Source organism: Micromonospora sp. SL4-19, from assembly GCF_047921475.1.
Lineage (GTDB): Bacteria > Actinomycetota > Actinomycetes > Mycobacteriales > Micromonosporaceae > Micromonospora.
In genome coordinates, this window is the sequence record NZ_JBLROB010000014.1 from 13,923 (window position 1) to 29,188 (window position 15,266).

The window sequence follows — 15,266 nt, forward strand, 5'->3', positions numbered from 1 at the left end:
CCACCGACGCATGAGCGACCCGCTGCCCGATCCCTTCGCGGATCAGCCCGACTGGGCGCCGCTGCCCCCCCGCCCGATCGACATCGTCCCGGCCACCGACCGGATCGAGCTGCGCGGTCACCGGGTCCTGGTCGGCCTGCCCGGTCTCGGCTGGCGTGGCGACCTGCGCGCCGACGACCGGGTGGTGCAGGGCAGCCGGACGTACGTGCCGGTCATTCCGGAGCACGAGTGGTACCGCGCCGAGTCCGAGCAGGTGGAGGTCTTCGCGCCGCTGGTGCCGGTGGAGCGGGTCTGGGTGGAGACGGTGAGCGGTCGCCGGCCGTCCGGACACCCCGCCGGGGCGGGCACCCGCCTGGTCTCCCTCGACGCGCCCGCCCATCGCCCACCTGTCCCGGTCTTCGAGGCCGACGCGGTGACCGGGCGGCGCGTGGTGCACGTGAACGGAGGCACCGAGCAGCGCGACCTTCGCGCGGTGACCGAGACCTACTCGGGCGCGGACGGGGACATCTGCGTCCGGGTAGCCCCGGAGCTGGAGTGGTACCGGTGGGCGTGGCGCGGTCAGTCGCCGGCCACCCTGGAGGTTCCGGTCCACCTGCTCTGGATCGAGTGAGCGCGGTCAGTCGACCCGCTGCCCCGTGCACACCCGCCAACCATCGCCCTGCCGCGTCTCGAACCGCCAGCCCTGCCGATCGCTCTGTGAGATGCCGTCGACGAACGCCGAAATTATGAGGTCCACTTCGACCACGGCGATGTCGTCCGTCTGCCGTGCATCAAGCGCGCCCCAGCTCACCGAGATCGTCGTCCCGAACCTCTTTTCACGCGACACGAGGTCATCGCGAAGCGATCGCAGCTCGCCGAGGTTGGCTCGGCCTTCGCAGGCGAACTCCTCTGCCTCTGTGTCGTTGCGGTCGACGAGAAACGCACGGAGATAGTTGTCCACCACGACGTCGGGGGCGCTGCGGTCGGGGGCGGTCGCCCGGTCGTACAGCACGAAGCCGACGACGGCGCCGCTGCCGCAGAGCAGCGCCAGCACCCCGGCGACGACGACGAGGACGGTACGCAGCCGCCGACGCGGACGTTCCGGCGCCGGCGCCGGTGCGGGGGGCGCCAACTGCTCCGGCGGGGTCCGCTGCGCCGGCACGCGGGAGACCTGGGAACCGGCGGGGGGCTGCACTGATTCCACCTCCTGAGGCTATCGGCTGCGCGTCGCGTACCCAATGCCCCAGATCCCCGCATCGTGGCCCACCGATGAGTGGTCGGGCCCACGCCGATCGGGCCCGCTGGCATCGGCCAGGCCGTTGCCGCGAGCGGGACGGACCCAACGGCCGACGAGCCACCGAAGGGCGGCTTGCCAGGTGCCGTCGGCCCGGCCGGGCCGGATCCGGGTGAGCCTGCTCACCGCTGGCGCAAAGAGCGGGCGCAGCGCCGACCGACATCCCGGAGGAGGGCGCCCGGCTGGGATACCGTCACAGCTCGGGAGGACATGTCAGCCTCGGGAAGAGAGGTGGACGCGGTGGCGAGTCCGAAGGCGCGAGCCGGTCGGGCCGCTGCACTGCACCGACGGGCCGAGGCGACGGCGACCGCGGCCGCCGGGATTCTCGACGAGATCCGGCCGGCCCCCGCCGACCACCATCGCCAGTACGAGCTGGCGGAGCGGCTCCGGGCTGCGGCGGCGCTGGCCGCGCCGGGCTGGGCGGGTGCGCCGCTGGAGACGCTGACCGCGGCCACCCCGCCCGGGGACGGCCCGCCGCCGGTGGTCCGGGTCGGCACCGCGGGGCCGCTGGACGACGCCCGGTTCCCGGCGCTGGTGCCGCTGCTCGGCAGTGGACACCTGAGCATCGACGCCGACGCCGGCGAGCCCCGGGTGGCCGGCCTGCTCCGGGCCCTTCTGCTCCGGCTGTTCGCGGCCGCCCCGGCCGGCGCCCTGCTGGCTCGAGCGGTGGACGGCACCGGGGCGGACGGCACCTTCACCGGGTTCGCGGCGCTGGCCGACGCGGGGCTGCTGCCGCCGCCCGCGACCGACGTGACAGGGCTCCGGGCGGTCCTGGCCGAGGCTGAGCAGTGGGTGGCCGCGGGTACGGCCCGGCAACGTGGCCACGACCGTACGCTGCTGCTGATGGTGGCCGCCCTGCCGGACGGGACGGCCGCGTCGGACCTCGACCGGATCGGGGAGCTGGCCGCCCGGGGATACCGGGCGGGCCTGCATCTGGTGGTGGCCGGTTGGCCGGCCGCCGCCCCGCTGCCCCAGGCCACCCCGATGGCGGTACGCACCGCGTACGCGCTGGTGGGCGACCCGCCCGGCGCGGGACTGAGCAGCCCCGGCGCGGAGCCGCCCGGCGGGCTGAACTCTCCGGTCTTCGTCGAGGAGGGCCCGCCGGAGGAGCTGGTCACCGAAGTCTGCCGCCGGCTGGCCCGGCAGATCGAGGACCGCTCGCGGCTCGCGCTGACCGACCTGCTGCCGGCGGGCGAGCTGTGGGCGTCCGGGTCCGTCGACGGGCTCGCCACGACGGTCGGCGATGCCGCCGGTCGGCCGGTCAGTCTCGGTTTCACCGAGCTGACGCCGCACTGGCTGGTCAGCGGTCGCTCGCAGGCGGGGCGGTCGGCGTTCCTCACCAACGTGCTGTTCGGCCTGGCCGCCCGGTACGGCCCCGACGAGCTGGCCCTCTATCTGGCCGACCTCGCCGACGGCGAGTCCTTCGTGGAGTTCCTGCAGACCGAGCTGGACCGATCCTGGGTGCCGCAGGTCCGGGTCGCCGGGATGACCGCCGACCGGGAGTACGTGGCGGACCTGCTCGGCGAACTGGAGGCGGAGCTGCACCGCCGGGAGGAGGCGGGCAAGCGGGCCGGCGGGCAGCGCTATGCGGAGCTGCGTCAGCACCAGACGCTGCCCCGGATCATCTGCGTGATCGACGGTTTACCGCTGCGGGAGCGGGACCGGCTGGCCGCGGACCTGCTGGCCCGGCTGGAGGCGCTGGCCCGCGCCGCGCGTGCGTACGGGATCCACCTGATCCTGGCCGGCGAGGGCGACCTCGGCCTCGGCGGCCCGCGCGACCCGCTGCTCGGCCAGTTTTCGGTCCGGGTGGCGCTGCCCGGGGGCGCGGCGGTGCTGGAGCCGACGAACGACGCAGCCGCCGGCCTGCCGATGGGCAGTGCGGTGGTGAACACCGCCGGCGGGCTGGGCGGGCCGCGCGGTGCGACCCGAGGCCACGAACGGATGATCCGGTTCCCGGACCCGCACGAGGATCCGGACGTCCTCGCCGAGCTGCGGCACCGGCTCTGGTCGGCTCGCCCGGCGGGCGCCGCCCCGCCGGTGGTCTTCGCCGGGTACGCGCGCCCGCTGCTCGCCAACGACCCGCGCTACCGGGCCGCGCTGGCTGGTCGGGCGCACACGCCGGCCGCCCTGCTCGGCCGGGCGGTGGACGTCCGCCGGTCCACGGTGGCCGTGCCGCTCGGGCCGGCCGCCGGGCGGAACCTCGCCGTGCTCGGCCGGGACGAGGAGGCCGAGCGGCTGCTGGTCACCGCCGTGCGGAGCGTGGCGGCGCACCAAGGCTCGGCGCGGTTCGTGCTGGCGCCGCTGGCGAACGGGTCGGCCGAGCCGGCCACGGCGCTCGCCGCCGAACTGGCGGAGCGGCACGAGGTGGAGACCGTCGACGTGGCCGGGCTCCGGGTTGTCCTGGAGTCCGACGAGCCGGGCTACCTGGTGGTGTTCGGGCTGGACATACCGAACGCGACCGAACTGCCGGCCGACCGGCTTCGACGGCTGCTGCGGGAGGGGCCGGCGGGCGGACGGCACCTGCTCGGCTGGTGGCGCTCGGTGGCGCCGCTGGCCGGGTTGCTCGGCGCGGAGGACGAGGTGGACAAGCTGACCGCCGTGGTGGTGACCGACGTGCCGGGCGGCCGGCTGGAGCAGCTGTTCGACCGGCCGGTGCTGTGGCGACCCCGGCCGGGACGGGCGGTGCTGTGGGACGGCCCCGGAGAGCAGGGGACGATTCTGGTGCCGTTCGGGGAGGAACCGGCGTGAGCGAGACCGGTACGGCCGTCCCCGCGCCCCGGTCCGGCGGTCCCACGGCCGAGGTGGATCCGGTCGAGGCGGCCTGGGCGGACTACGTCGCCGCCGCCCGGCAGCTCGACGGGGTACGCCGGGCCGCGGCGACCGCGGCCAGCGAGCAGGCCCGGTCGGTGGCGGCGGCCCGGGAGGAACTGACCGCGGTGCGGGAGCGGCTGGCGTCGCAGCAGTCGCGGCTGCGGGAGCTGAACGTACCGGCGATCTCGCTGGTGCCGACGCCGCCGGAGGTGACCGAGGCGGCCCGGTCCATGGCGGCCGGTCCGGCAGCCGTGCTGGCCTGCCTGCGGTCCGCCCGGGGCTGGGCGGACGCCGCGGACGACACGCTCGCCGCGCGGGGACTGCCCCGGCTGGCCCGGTGGCGTGCGGTCCCCCGCAATCTGCTGGTGTACGGGCCGCTGGCGCTGGTGGTCCCGGTGGTCCAGCTGGTGCTCTTCCTCGCCGCCGGCGCCGGCCCGGTGAGCATCGTGGCGCTGGTGGTCGGGCTGCCGATGCCGGCGGTCGCGACCATGGTGGGCTGGCTTGCGGTGGGGCGGCTGTTCCGGCCCCGCCCGGAGGACCGGGTGGACCGGACACCCCGGTTCGGCGCGCTGGTGTGCCTGATCCCGGCGGTGCTGGCCACCGCCGGGATCGTCCTGGCCATGCTGGGCGACTGAGGATCCCTCGCCGTCCGCACCGCACCGTTCAGCGGGGGATGATGAGCGCCATCGCCTCGGCGCGCGACTTGGCGTCGTGCTGGAGCGTGCCGCGCACCGCCGAGGTGATCGTCTTGGCGCCGGACTTCTGGATGCCGCGCATCGCCATGCACATGTGCTCGCATTCGAGCACCACCACGACGCCGCGCGGAGCCAGCTTGCTCATCAGCAGGTCGGCGATCTGCGAGGTGAGCCGCTCCTGCACCTGGGGGCGGCGGGCGAAGACCTCGACCAGCCGGGCCAGCTTGGACAGCCCGGTGATCCGGCCGTCCGGCCCGGGGATGTAGCCGATGTGGGCGCTGCCCCGGAACGGGAGCAGGTGGTGCTCGCAGAGGCTCATCACGTCGATGTCCCGGACGAGCACCAGCTCCTCGTGGTTGGCCTCGAAGGTGGTGCTGAGCACCTGCGCCGGATCGACCCGCAGGCCGGCGAAAAGCTCGGCGTACGCGCGGGCGACCCGGGCCGGCGTCTGCTGGAGGCCGTCCCGGTCCGGGTCCTCACCGACGGCGATGAGGATCTCCCGGACCGCCTTCTCGATCCGGGCGAGGTCGATGGTCTCCTCCACCGGGCGCCCGGTCAGCTTGCCGCTGATCAGGCGCGCGGCGACGTAGTCCAGAGCATCCTCGCCGTCGGGCTCGGTCACGGAGACGGCCAGCTCCCGGGTGTGGGAGCTGGCCGTCGGGTCGGTGCTCAGTGGGTACCGTCCGAGTTGTTCGACGAACCGCCGACAGCGGCACCATCGGCCTGGGCCTGCGCCTTCAGCGCCTCCTTCTCGGCGGGCGTGAGCACGGGCGGCTCGGTGGAGGGCTGACGCTTGCCGAAGCCGTGGTACGGGGCCATCGGCGGGCGCTTCGCCACCCGGGCACAGATCCGGGCCATGTCGGCGGTGGAGAGGGTCTCCTTCTCCATCAGCTCGAGCACGATGTTGTCCAGGACGTCCCGGTATTCCACCAGGATCTCCCAGGCCTCGTCGTGGGCCAGCTCGATCAGCGCCCGCATCTCGCCGTCGATCTCGGCGGCCACCGCGTCGGAGTAGTCCCGCTCGTGGCCCATGCTGCGGCCGAGGAACGGCTCGTCGCCGCTGGTGCCGTACTTGATCGCGCCGAGCTTGGAGCTCATGCCGTACTGGGTGATCATCGCGCGGGCCAGCTGGGTGGCCTTCTCGATGTCGTTGCCGGCGCCGGTGGTCGGCTCGTGGAAGACCAGCTCCTCGGCGGCCCGCCCGCCCAGCGCGTACGCCAGGGTGTCGACCATCTCGGCCCGGGTCTGGGTGTACTTGTCCTCGGTCGGCAGGACCAGCGTGTGGCCCAGCGACCGACCCCGGGACAGGATGGTCACCTTGTGCACCGGCGCGGCGTGCGGCAGCGCCCAGGCGACCAGCGCGTGCCCACCCTCGTGGTACGCGGTGATCTTCTTCTCCTGGTCGCTCATCACCCGGGTCCGGCGCTGCGGACCGGCGATCACCCGGTCGATCGACTCCTCCAGGGAGTCGTTGGTGATCGCCCGCTGGTCCTTGCGGGCGGTGAGCAGCGCGGCCTCGTTGATCACGTTGGCCAGGTCGGCACCGCTGAAGCCGGGGGTCCGCCGGGCGACCGAGTCGAGGTCGACGTCGGGCGTGAACGGCTTGCCCTTGGCGTGCACCCGCAGGATGGCCTTGCGGCCCTCCATGTCGGGGGCGTCGACCGGGATCTGCCGGTCGAAGCGGCCCGGGCGCAGCAGCGCCGGGTCGAGGATGTCCGGCCGGTTGGTGGCGGCGATCAGGATGACGCCGCCCTTGGTGTCGAAGCCGTCCATCTCGACCAGGAGCTGGTTGAGGGTCTGCTCCCGCTCGTCGTGGCCGCCGCCCATGCCGGCGCCGCGGTGCCGGCCGACGGCGTCGATCTCGTCGACGAAGACGATCGCCGGAGCGTTCGACTTGGCCTGCTCGAAGAGATCGCGGACCCGGCTGGCGCCGACACCGACGAACATCTCCACGAAGTCCGAGCCGGAGATGGAGTAGAAGGGCACCCCGGCCTCACCGGCAACCGCCCGGGCGAGCAGGGTCTTACCGGTACCGGGCGGGCCGAAGAGCAGCACGCCCTTCGGGATCTTGGCGCCCAGGGCCTGGTATTTCGCCGGGTTCTGCAGGAAGTCCTTGATCTCGTGCAGTTCCTCGACGGCCTCGTCCGCCCCGGCCACGTCCGCGAAGGTGGTCTTCGGCGTGTCCTTGGTGATCATCTTCGCCTTGGACTTGCCGAAGTTGAGCACCCGGGAGCCGCCGCCCTGCATCTGCGACATGAAGAACAGCAGCAGGAGCACCAGCAGGGCGATCGGGAGCAGGTTGACCAGCAGGCTCACCCAGATGCTCTCGGACGACACCTTGGTGTCGACCGGGCCGGTGATCTTGTTTTCCGCCTTGGCCTTGCTGACCTCGTTGAAGACCTGGGCGCCGACCTCGTACGGGAACTGCGCCTGGATCTTGTCGGTGGTGGTGTCGTCGAACTTGGCCTTGTCCTTCAGGTCGAGCTGGAGCGTCTGCTCCTTGTCCTGGAAGACGACCTTCTCGATACCACCCTTGTTGAGCTGGTCGAGCGCAACGGACGTGTCCACCCGGTGGTAGCTGGGACCAGCGGTGAAAAGCTGACTGAGTACAACGGCGCCGAGGATGACCAGGATGATCCAGACCACCGGTCGGCGGAAGAAACGCGTACGTTCCATACTGTCGTCGGGCATCGAGACGCCCGCATCCTCCTGATCGACGTCCTGACCGTCTGAATGGTGTCGCCGCCTCGGGCGGCGGCCGCAGCCGCCGTGCGGGCCGGCCTCGACCCCGAAGCGCGCGAATTGCCGCGCTGCGGTCATTCGACGGTACACCGTGCGGGCCAGATGTGAGCTTGCGAGCCCGGCACTTACGCGTACGGCGAACCCGAGGGGTTCGAGCCGGCGTGGCGGGGAGCTCCTCACCCGGCCACCCGATCGCCCGGTCACGCGGTTCGAGGGGCCGGGCGTGAAGGGTGCCTCCACGTCACCGGTCTCTACCGTAGACCGGAAGGCTGAGAGTCCGCTGTACGTCCGCTTGACGGACGCCGAGTGGTCCCCGCCTCAGGCCCGGGCGTACACCTCGGGCTTGAGCACACCGACGTAGGGCAGCTCCCGGTACCGCTCGCCGAAATCGAGGCCGTAGCCGACGACGAACTCGGTCGGGATGTCGAAGCCGACGTACTTGACCGGAACCTGCACCTTGACCGCGTCCGGCTTGCGGAACAGGGCGACCACCTCGACGCTGGCCGCGGAGCGGGACTCCAGGTAACGCAGCAGCCAGGAGAGGGTCAGGCCGGAGTCGACGATGTCCTCGACGACCACCACGTGCCGGCCGGCGATGTCCCGGTCCAGGTCCTTGAGGATCCGGACCACGCCGGAGGAGGTGGTGCCCTGGCCGTACGAGGAGACGGCCATGAACTCCAGCTCGGCGGGCGGGCCCTGGCGCCCCAGCGCGCGGGCGAAGTCGGCCATGAACATGACCGCACCCTTGAGCACGCAGACGAGCAGGAGACCGTCCTCGACGTGTGCGTAGTCCGCCGAGACCTGCTTGGCAAGTTCCGCGGTCTTCTCGCGGATCTGCGCCTCGGAAATGATCACGTGGTCGATGTCGGCGTCGTACCAGGAGCCCTCAGCCATGGTTCTAGCCTGCCGTACGCGGCTCGGGCCCGCTGCGCCGGGGCCACCCTGTCCGAATACCCGCCGACCGGGTCAACGAGGGTGCCCCGCCACCGGACGTTCCGGTGGCGGGGCACATCACAGGTACCGCTCGGGGCTACTGGCCGTTACCGGGGTGTTTCACCTCGATTGCGGAGGTCACCACCGTCGTGCCGGGAGCGGACGGCGAGGTCATGGTGCTGGTGACCACACCCTTGCCGTGCGTCTGCCCTTCCAGGCCCACGGTGTACGACACCGATTCGCCGGCGACCGGCTCGCTGCTGATGATCCGCAGGTCCTGACTGGGCCGGGTGCCGGTCGGCAGCATGTCGCCACCGGTGCCGGTGGAGTTCTCCGCGCCGATCACCGTCGCCTGGTTGGCCGGGAGCGCCGGCAGCGCCCGCGGGTCGTACGCGAAGGTGACGTCCTCGGTGCCGTTGGTGCCGATCCAGACCTGGAAGTGCCGGTTGGAGTTGGTACCCCAGACATTCACCTGCCACTCGACGACCAGCCAGCTGTGGACCCCGTCGGTGAGCGAACCGATCCGGATGCCCTGCGCGCCCACACCGGTCAGGTCGGTCCAGAACGGCGCGAGCACGTTGTTGGGCCGGGCCGGGTTCGGGATCGCCGGCGGGTCGTACTGGACGTCCTCGGACGTGCCGCCGCCGACCACGAGGTAGCCGTTGGAGACGATCCCGAGCCGGGTGTAGGTCTGCCCGCCGTAGACGAACGCGGGCACGTTGAAGTTGACGATCTCCTCATCGCCGATGGCCCTCGGCGCAAAGAAGTTCGCGAGCGGGAGGTACCCCCCGGCGGGATTCACGCCCGGGCTGAGCGAGGGCGCACCCGCCACGGCGCCCGCGAGGGTCACGCCCTTCTTCTCCGCCGACCGGTCGTCGAGCTTCGTCGCCCCGTCGGCGCCGCTCACCTTCAGGTTGTTGTTCGTCCTGGAGGTGAGGTCGACCACCACGTCACCGAACGACTCGTTGGTCGCGGTCACGGTGCAGGTCGCGGCCTCGTGCATCGCGATCTTGTCCGGGCTGCAGGTGCTGGCCAGCTTCACGTCGCCCTGCTTCGGGACGAAGGCCACCGGCAGGTGCAACGCGGGCAGGCTCTTGCTCACCGGCGTCAGCCTGACCTCGCCGAAGAGCTGCTTGCTCGGCGCGGTCGACGAGATGGTGATCCGCAGATCGGCCGACCCGCCCGGCTGGACCGTGAGGACGCTCGGCGTGACGGTGATCGTGCTGTCCGCCGGTGCCGTCGTGGTGACCTTGTACGTCTGGGGCTTGTCGGTCACGTTCTTGGCGGTCCGGACCGTGGTGAGCTTGCCCGGCATGACCGGGGCGTTCACCGACGGCAGGTTGAGGTGCACGGCGTTGACCGCGTCGTTGCCCACCGCCACCATCCGCGCAACGGTCTCGTCGAACGTCAGGCCAGGGGTGCCCGACTTGGTGAGATCCACCCGGCCGCTGCCGTAGTCGAACGGGTCAGCCGGGGTGGTCAGGTCCTCCTTGAGCACGCCGGTCTTCGCCGTGGTCATGAGCGCGGACTTGATCTGCCCCGGCGTCCAGTCCGGGTGCAGCGCCTTCATGAGGATGCCGGAGCCGGCGATGTGCGGCCCGGACATCGAGGTGCCCGCGATCGCCTGGAAGTACTCCCCGGCCGGACCGCCGGTGATGTCCTCCGGCGTCGGAGTCTGCCCGGCGAGGATCTGCACGCCGGGCGCGGTGATGTCCGGCTTGATGCCGAACCCGCCCGGGCCACGCGAGGAGAAGGAAGCCATCACGTCAGCCTGGCCGTTGTCCTTCGCCCCGGGAGTGAAGGACGCGGTCACCCCGGTGTGGCCGCCCATCCAGGCGACGAACTGGGTGCCGTCGGCGAGGTGCACCGTGGGCAACCAGTGGTTGTCGGTCTCGACGTCGGCCAGCGTCGGGTTGTAGAGGATCATTCCAACCGCGCCGCCCTGCTTGACGTTGTAGCCCTTCTCCACCCGGCCGTTCACGCCCCGCTGGCAGGCGACGATCTTGCCTGTGAAGGTGCCGGCGGTGGCCTTCTTCTGGCAGAGGGCGTCGCTGTACGGGGCCGCCGAGGCCATCACGACCGGGGTGTCGCTGCTGACCCCGTCGGTGATCGAGGCGCCCTTGAGCACCACGGTGTCGGCACCGGCCTTGAGGGTCAGCGTCGAGTTGAACTCGCGGGTCTGGGTGGAGGCGGCCACCGTCGTCACCCAGGGAGAGACGTGGTTGACCGTGGCCGCGCCCGGCCCGTCGTTACCGGCCGACGCCGCCACGAAGACACCCGCGGCGTAGGCGTCGAGGAACGCCAGCTCCACCGGGTCGGCGAACGGGTTGGTGCCGCCGGAGATGGAGAAGTTGATGACGTTCACCCCGTCGAGCACCGCCTGCGCGACCGCGGCGGCGGAGTCGGAGTTGAAGCAGCCCTCGGCGCCGCAGACCTTGTACGCGGCGACCCAGGCCCCGGGGGCGACGCCGCGCGCCGGACCCCGCTCCACGCCGAACACCTTGGCCGAGCTGATGACGTTACCGGCCGCGGTGCTGGCGGTGTGGGTGCCGTGCCCGCCGCTGTCACGGGCGGAGGTCGGGTACATCTCGCCACCGGCGACCGCGTTGTAGGTGTCCATGAACGGCTGGCCGGCGATCAGCTTGTTGTTGCACTTGAACACGTCGACCTCGGGGGTCAGCGGGTTGTCCCCGAAGTTGCAGACCCGGGCCGGGCCGGGCGGTGCCGACAGGTTGCCCTGGTCCGCGAAGGACGGGTGCTCCGGCCAGACACCGGTGTCCAGCACGCCGAAGACCACACCCTGGCCGGCGTTGCTGGCGCCGCCGAGGCTGCCGTCGAGGCTGTCCGCGCCGATGAACCCCGGGCTGGAGTCGGTCAGCGGCTGGCGCATCTCGTCCTTCTGCACCGCGACCACGCCGTCGATCTTCAGCAGATCGCCGACCTTGTCCGCCGGCACCACCGTGGACACGCCACCGTAGACCGTGCGCAGCTGGCCGTTCACCTTCGCCCCCGGCACCTTGCGGGCCAGGTCGGCGGAGAACTTCTGCTCCTGCTTGGCCAGGTAGCCCTCGTAGCTACGCTCGGCCGCCGAGCCGGTCAGCTTGCGGCCGGTCACGGCCGGGCTGGTGGCGGCGTAGCCGTCCACGTCACCGACGTAGGTGGCGACCGAGTCGTAGGCCAGCTTGACGACGACCGGCACGGGGGCGCTGTCGGTACGGCCGAGCAGCGATTTGTCGGTCTCGGCCAGCCGGCTCGTCGGCGACTTCAACGCGGTGTAGCGAGAATCGGCCGGAATCGGGTCACCGGCGGTGAACTCGCCGGGCGCCGCCGCGCTGGGACTGGCCCAGGCGACGACCGCCAGGGGCGGCAATAGCGCGGCTGCGAAAGCAGCCCGCAGCCACCTGCTTGTCTTCATGCCTGATTCCTCTCGGGGGGAGAGCGAACACCCCACCGCTGCACGCCGCGAGGCCAGCGCCATCAGCAGGGTCCGGAGCGAGATATCCCGGCATCGTCACATGGAAATCAGGAGAAGAGAAGTAGAAGCGCGAGTATCTTTCGCCGGCACCTCCGGGCGAAACGAGGCCTATTCGGACCCGCTGCCCAAAAGGGACTCGGCGGGCTGCCGCCAGCCTGCGGATGACGCAGCTACTCGCCCTTCAGATGGCGTTTGTCGCCTGGTCCCCGATACTGCGGTACCGCCACCATCACGAGCGGCTCGCCGGGCAATCGGCGGCTCGTTATGCGGGCCCCGCAAAGTTGGCGAAGGGGCCCGGCGAGACAATCGCGGAGCCCGTTCGTCATTCGCCATTCGCTATTCGCCGGGAGATATGTCCCCTCGGACCTGTCGGGCGGTTGAAGCGCGGCGCCGTCCCCTCTGGACGCGGCCCCACCGGGATACTTGCCGCAGCAGAGGCAGGTCACGTCAGCAGGTACGGGACGACCAACGGCGACCCTCGTCGGTCGACTTCCAGTCGGCCGAGTCCCGGGTGTCCGCGGTCAGCCCCGCAGCGCTCGCAACGACGAGGAGGAGAAGGAACAGCAGGAGCAGCAGGACGGTCATGGCGGCGCTCGCTTTCCCATGGTTGATGTCGGTTTCGCCGCCGGTGCGCACCGGATGTCAACCAGTCTGACGCCGGTCGCGCGGTGCGAACAGTGGCCGAGATGCCACAGGGCATCGATTTCCTGCCACCCCCCGGGTTACCCTGGTCACATGCTCCGTTCCGTGGCGGTCATCGCGCTGGACGAGGTCGCCGCGTTCGAGCTCGGCGTCCTCGCCGAGGTGTTCGGCACCGACCGCACCGCCGACGGCTTTCCCGCCTACCGGTTCGACGTCTGCACGGCCGACGGTGGGCCGGTCCGCAGCCGGTCCGGCTTCCTGCTCACCCCGCACGCCGACCTGACCCCGGTCGAGGACGCGGACCTGGTGGCCGTACCGGCGCACTCCGACGGGGCGGCCGTCCCGGCACCGGTCCTCGAGGCGCTGCGCCGGGCCGCCGACCGGGGTGCCTGGCTGCTCAGCGTCTGCTCCGGCGCGTTCGTGCTGGGCGAGGCGGGGCTGCTCGACGGGCGGGACTGCACCACCCACTGGCGGCACGTCGACGACCTGCAACGGCGGTTCCCGGCGGCCCGGGTGCGGTGCAATTCCCTGTACGTGCAGGACGGGCGGCTGCTGACCAGCGCCGGCACGGCCGCCGGGATCGACGCCTGTCTGCACCTGGTCCGCCAGGAACACGGGTCGGCGGTGGCCACCCGGCTGGCCCGGCGGATGGTCGTCCCGCCGCACCGCGACGGCGGCCAGTCCCAGTACGTCGAGGCACCGATCCCGAAGGCACCGGAGGCGCCCACCCTGGAGCCGGTGCTGGAGTGGCTGATGGGCCACCTGGACCGGGCCGTGACCGTGGACGAGCTGGCCGCCCGGGCCGGCATGGCGCCGCGCACCTTCGCCCGCCGCTTCCGCGCCGAGACCGGCACCACCCCGCACGACTGGCTGACCAACCAGCGGGTGCTGCTGGCCCGGCGGCTGCTGGAGGAGACCCGGCTGAGCGTGGACAGCGTCGCCGGCCAGGCCGGCTTCGGCGACCCGGCGGCGCTCCGGCACCACTTCACCCGCCGGGTCGGCACCACCCCGCACGCCTACCGGACCACCTTCCGGGACCGGGTCGAGGCCTGATCACCAGCCCAGCATCGCGCCGTCCACCCGGGATTCCGACCCGACCACGTACCCGCCGGCCGGCGAGCGCCAGATCGCCTGGCCGTATCCGAAGACCGACGGCTCCGCCGCGACGGTGATCTCGTGCCCCCGGGTCCGCAGGCCGGCGACCACGTCAGGGGCGAGCATGGGCTCGACCAGCAGCGTCCGGCCCGCATGCCAGTACCAGCGCGGGGTGTCCAGGGCGGCCTGCGGGTCGCGCCCGGCGTCGACGGTCGCGGAGACGAGTTGGACGTGCCCCTGCGGCTGCATGTGCCCGCCCATCACACCGAACGGGCCGACCGGCGCGCCGTCCCGGGTCAGGAACCCCGGGATGATGGTGTGGAACGGCCGCTTCGCCGGCCCGACCGTGTTCGGGTGGTCCGGGTCGAGGCGGAAGCCGGTGCCCCGGTTCTGCAACGCGAAACCGTACCCGGGGAGCACCACGTGCGAGCCGAAGGCCAGGTACGTGGACTGGATCAAGCTGACCATCATGCCGCCGGAGTCCGCCGTGCAGAGATAGACGGTGCCGCCGCGCTCCGGCTCGCCGGCCACCGGATCCCCCGCCCGCCCGTCGACCAGCGCCCGGCGGGCCGCCGCGTACGCGGGGTCGAGCAGGGCCGTCGTCGGCACGTCCGCCCGCTCCGGGTCGGCGACGTACGCGTGCGCGTCGGCGAAGCCGAGCTTCACCGCCTCGATCTGCCAGTGCAGCCGTTCCTGCGGATCCAGCGCGGCCAGGTCCACCCCGTCCAGGATCTGCAACGCCAGCAGCGCCGCGATCCCCTGCCCGTTCGGCGGCAGCTCCCACACCTCGTGCCCCCGGTATCGGACGCCGACCGGGTCGACCCAGGTGGAGCGGTGCACGGCCAGGTCATCGCCGGTGACGAACCCGCCGGTCCGGGCCGCGTACGCGTCGAGAGCCGCCGCGATCCGCCCCCGGTAGAAGTCCTCGCCCCGGCTCTCCGCGATCCGCCACAGTGTTCGGGCCGCATCCGGGTTGCGCCACCACTCGCCCGCTCGCGGAGCCCTGCCGCCCACGGTGAACACGCGGCGGAACTCGGCGTACTCCTCCCCGGCCAGGCCGTCGTGCGCGGCGACCCCGCGCGCCCATGTCGCGGCGGTGCCGGCGGCGACCGGGTAGCCGTGCTCGGCGTAGCCGATCGCGTCGGTGAAAAGGTCGGTGAAGGGCAGCGAGCCGAACCGGTCGTGCAGATCCCGCCAGCCGGCCGGGGCACCCGGCACGGTCACCGGCAACCAGCCGCGGGCCGGCATGGCCCGCCCCGCCGCCTGCCCACCGCCGAGCGCGTCGACCGGCTCCGCGCCCCGCCGGTCCGTCACGGCCAGCACCAGCTCCCGGGTCAGCGCCGCCGGGGAGCGGCCGGAGGCGTTCAGACCGTGCAACCGCTCGCCGTCCCAGACGATCGCGAAGAGGTCACCGCCGATGTCGTTCGACGGCGGCTGCACCACGGTCAACGTGATCGCAGCGGCCAGCGCGGCGTCGACGGCGTTGCCGCCGCGCCGCAGCACGGCCAGGCCCGCAGCCGCCGCGAGGGGTTGGCTGGTGGCGACGGCACCGTGGGGGGCGAACAGCGGCTGTCGGGGGTACGCCATGCGCTCTGTCTAC

11 protein-coding genes are annotated in these 15,266 nt (G+C 72.3%); 4 read left to right on the top strand and 7 right to left on the bottom strand.

What is annotated here, in order from left to right; translation table 11 throughout:
* The first annotated feature begins 10 nt into the window (after positions 1-10).
* Positions 11-610, top strand: a complete 600-nt coding sequence (locus ACNAVT_RS18345) for a hypothetical protein (RefSeq protein ID WP_416297791.1) — start codon at positions 11-13, stop codon at positions 608-610.
* A gap of 6 nt (positions 611-616) precedes the next feature.
* On the opposite strand, the gene ACNAVT_RS18350 is transcribed toward ACNAVT_RS18345, so the two are convergent.
* On the bottom strand, positions 617-1,174 hold the full coding sequence (locus tag ACNAVT_RS18350) for a hypothetical protein (protein ID WP_416297953.1): 558 nt from the start codon (positions 1,172-1,174) through the stop codon (positions 617-619).
* A 330-nt stretch (positions 1,175-1,504) separates the two neighbouring features.
* Between ACNAVT_RS18350 and ACNAVT_RS18355 the strand changes: the two genes are divergently transcribed.
* Together ACNAVT_RS18355 and ACNAVT_RS18360 are read left to right on the top strand one after the other, a co-directional pair.
* A complete protein-coding gene (locus tag ACNAVT_RS18355) occupies positions 1,505-4,021 on the top strand; it encodes an FtsK/SpoIIIE domain-containing protein (RefSeq protein WP_416297793.1) in 2,517 nt (838 codons plus the stop codon).
* Positions 4,018-4,719 (top strand): hypothetical protein, encoded by a 702-nt coding sequence (locus ACNAVT_RS18360; RefSeq protein ID WP_416297794.1) that lies wholly within the window; start codon positions 4,018-4,020, stop codon positions 4,717-4,719. The genes ACNAVT_RS18355 and ACNAVT_RS18360 overlap by 4 nt, the downstream gene beginning before the upstream one ends.
* Before the next feature lie 28 nt (positions 4,720-4,747).
* On the opposite strand, the gene folE is transcribed toward ACNAVT_RS18360, so the two are convergent.
* The 5 genes from folE to ACNAVT_RS18385 all read right to left on the bottom strand — a co-directional run bounded on the left by folE (position 4,748) and on the right by ACNAVT_RS18385 (position 12,514).
* Positions 4,748-5,413 carry a GTP cyclohydrolase I FolE gene (folE, locus tag ACNAVT_RS18365; protein ID WP_416297955.1) on the bottom strand — a complete coding sequence of 222 codons (666 nt, stop codon included), beginning with the start codon at positions 5,411-5,413 and terminating at the stop codon, positions 4,748-4,750.
* A 35-nt stretch (positions 5,414-5,448) separates the two neighbouring features.
* On the bottom strand, positions 5,449-7,455 hold the full coding sequence (gene ftsH, locus ACNAVT_RS18370) for an ATP-dependent zinc metalloprotease FtsH (RefSeq protein ID WP_416297957.1): 2,007 nt from the start codon (positions 7,453-7,455) through the stop codon (positions 5,449-5,451).
* A 384-nt stretch (positions 7,456-7,839) separates the two neighbouring features.
* Positions 7,840-8,415: a hypoxanthine phosphoribosyltransferase gene (gene hpt / locus ACNAVT_RS18375; protein ID WP_416297796.1), complete on the bottom strand. Its 576-nt coding sequence runs from the start codon at positions 8,413-8,415 to the stop codon at positions 7,840-7,842.
* 136 nt (positions 8,416-8,551) lie between these two features.
* A complete protein-coding gene (locus ACNAVT_RS18380; protein ID WP_416297798.1) occupies positions 8,552-11,869 on the bottom strand; it encodes a S8 family serine peptidase in 3,318 nt (1,105 codons plus the stop codon).
* A gap of 507 nt (positions 11,870-12,376) precedes the next feature.
* Complete coding sequence (locus ACNAVT_RS18385) at positions 12,377-12,514, bottom strand: hypothetical protein (protein WP_416297799.1); 138 nt, start codon at positions 12,512-12,514, stop codon at positions 12,377-12,379.
* Positions 12,515-12,664: 150 nt separating this feature from the next.
* Here ACNAVT_RS18385 and ACNAVT_RS18390 point away from each other — a divergent pair, with 150 nt between their 5' ends.
* Positions 12,665-13,624 (top strand): GlxA family transcriptional regulator, encoded by a 960-nt coding sequence (locus ACNAVT_RS18390; protein ID WP_416297801.1) that lies wholly within the window; start codon positions 12,665-12,667, stop codon positions 13,622-13,624.
* On the opposite strand, the gene ACNAVT_RS18395 is transcribed toward ACNAVT_RS18390, so the two are convergent.
* Entirely contained in the window at positions 13,625-15,253 is a 1,629-nt protein-coding gene (locus tag ACNAVT_RS18395; RefSeq protein ID WP_416297803.1) for a gamma-glutamyltransferase family protein, read from the bottom strand. It lies immediately after the preceding gene.
* Positions 15,254-15,266: the final 13 nt, after the last annotated feature.

Excerpts from the sequence above, each read along its gene's own strand:
- ACNAVT_RS18395 (WP_416297803.1), bottom strand. The coding sequence starts at position 15,253 with ATGGCGTACCCCCGACAGCCGCTGTTCGCCCCCCACGGTGCCGTCGCC.
- ACNAVT_RS18380 (WP_416297798.1), bottom strand. The coding sequence starts at position 11,869 with ATGAAGACAAGCAGGTGGCTGCGGGCTGCTTTCGCAGCCGCGCTATTG.
- hpt (WP_416297796.1), bottom strand. The coding sequence starts at position 8,415 with ATGGCTGAGGGCTCCTGGTACGACGCCGACATCGACCACGTGATCATT.
- ACNAVT_RS18345 (WP_416297791.1), top strand. The coding sequence starts at position 11 with ATGAGCGACCCGCTGCCCGATCCCTTCGCGGATCAGCCCGACTGGGCG.
- ftsH (WP_416297957.1), bottom strand. The coding sequence starts at position 7,455 with ATGGAACGTACGCGTTTCTTCCGCCGACCGGTGGTCTGGATCATCCTG.
- ACNAVT_RS18390 (WP_416297801.1), top strand. The coding sequence starts at position 12,665 with ATGCTCCGTTCCGTGGCGGTCATCGCGCTGGACGAGGTCGCCGCGTTC.
- ACNAVT_RS18385 (WP_416297799.1), bottom strand. The coding sequence starts at position 12,514 with ATGACCGTCCTGCTGCTCCTGCTGTTCCTTCTCCTCCTCGTCGTTGCG.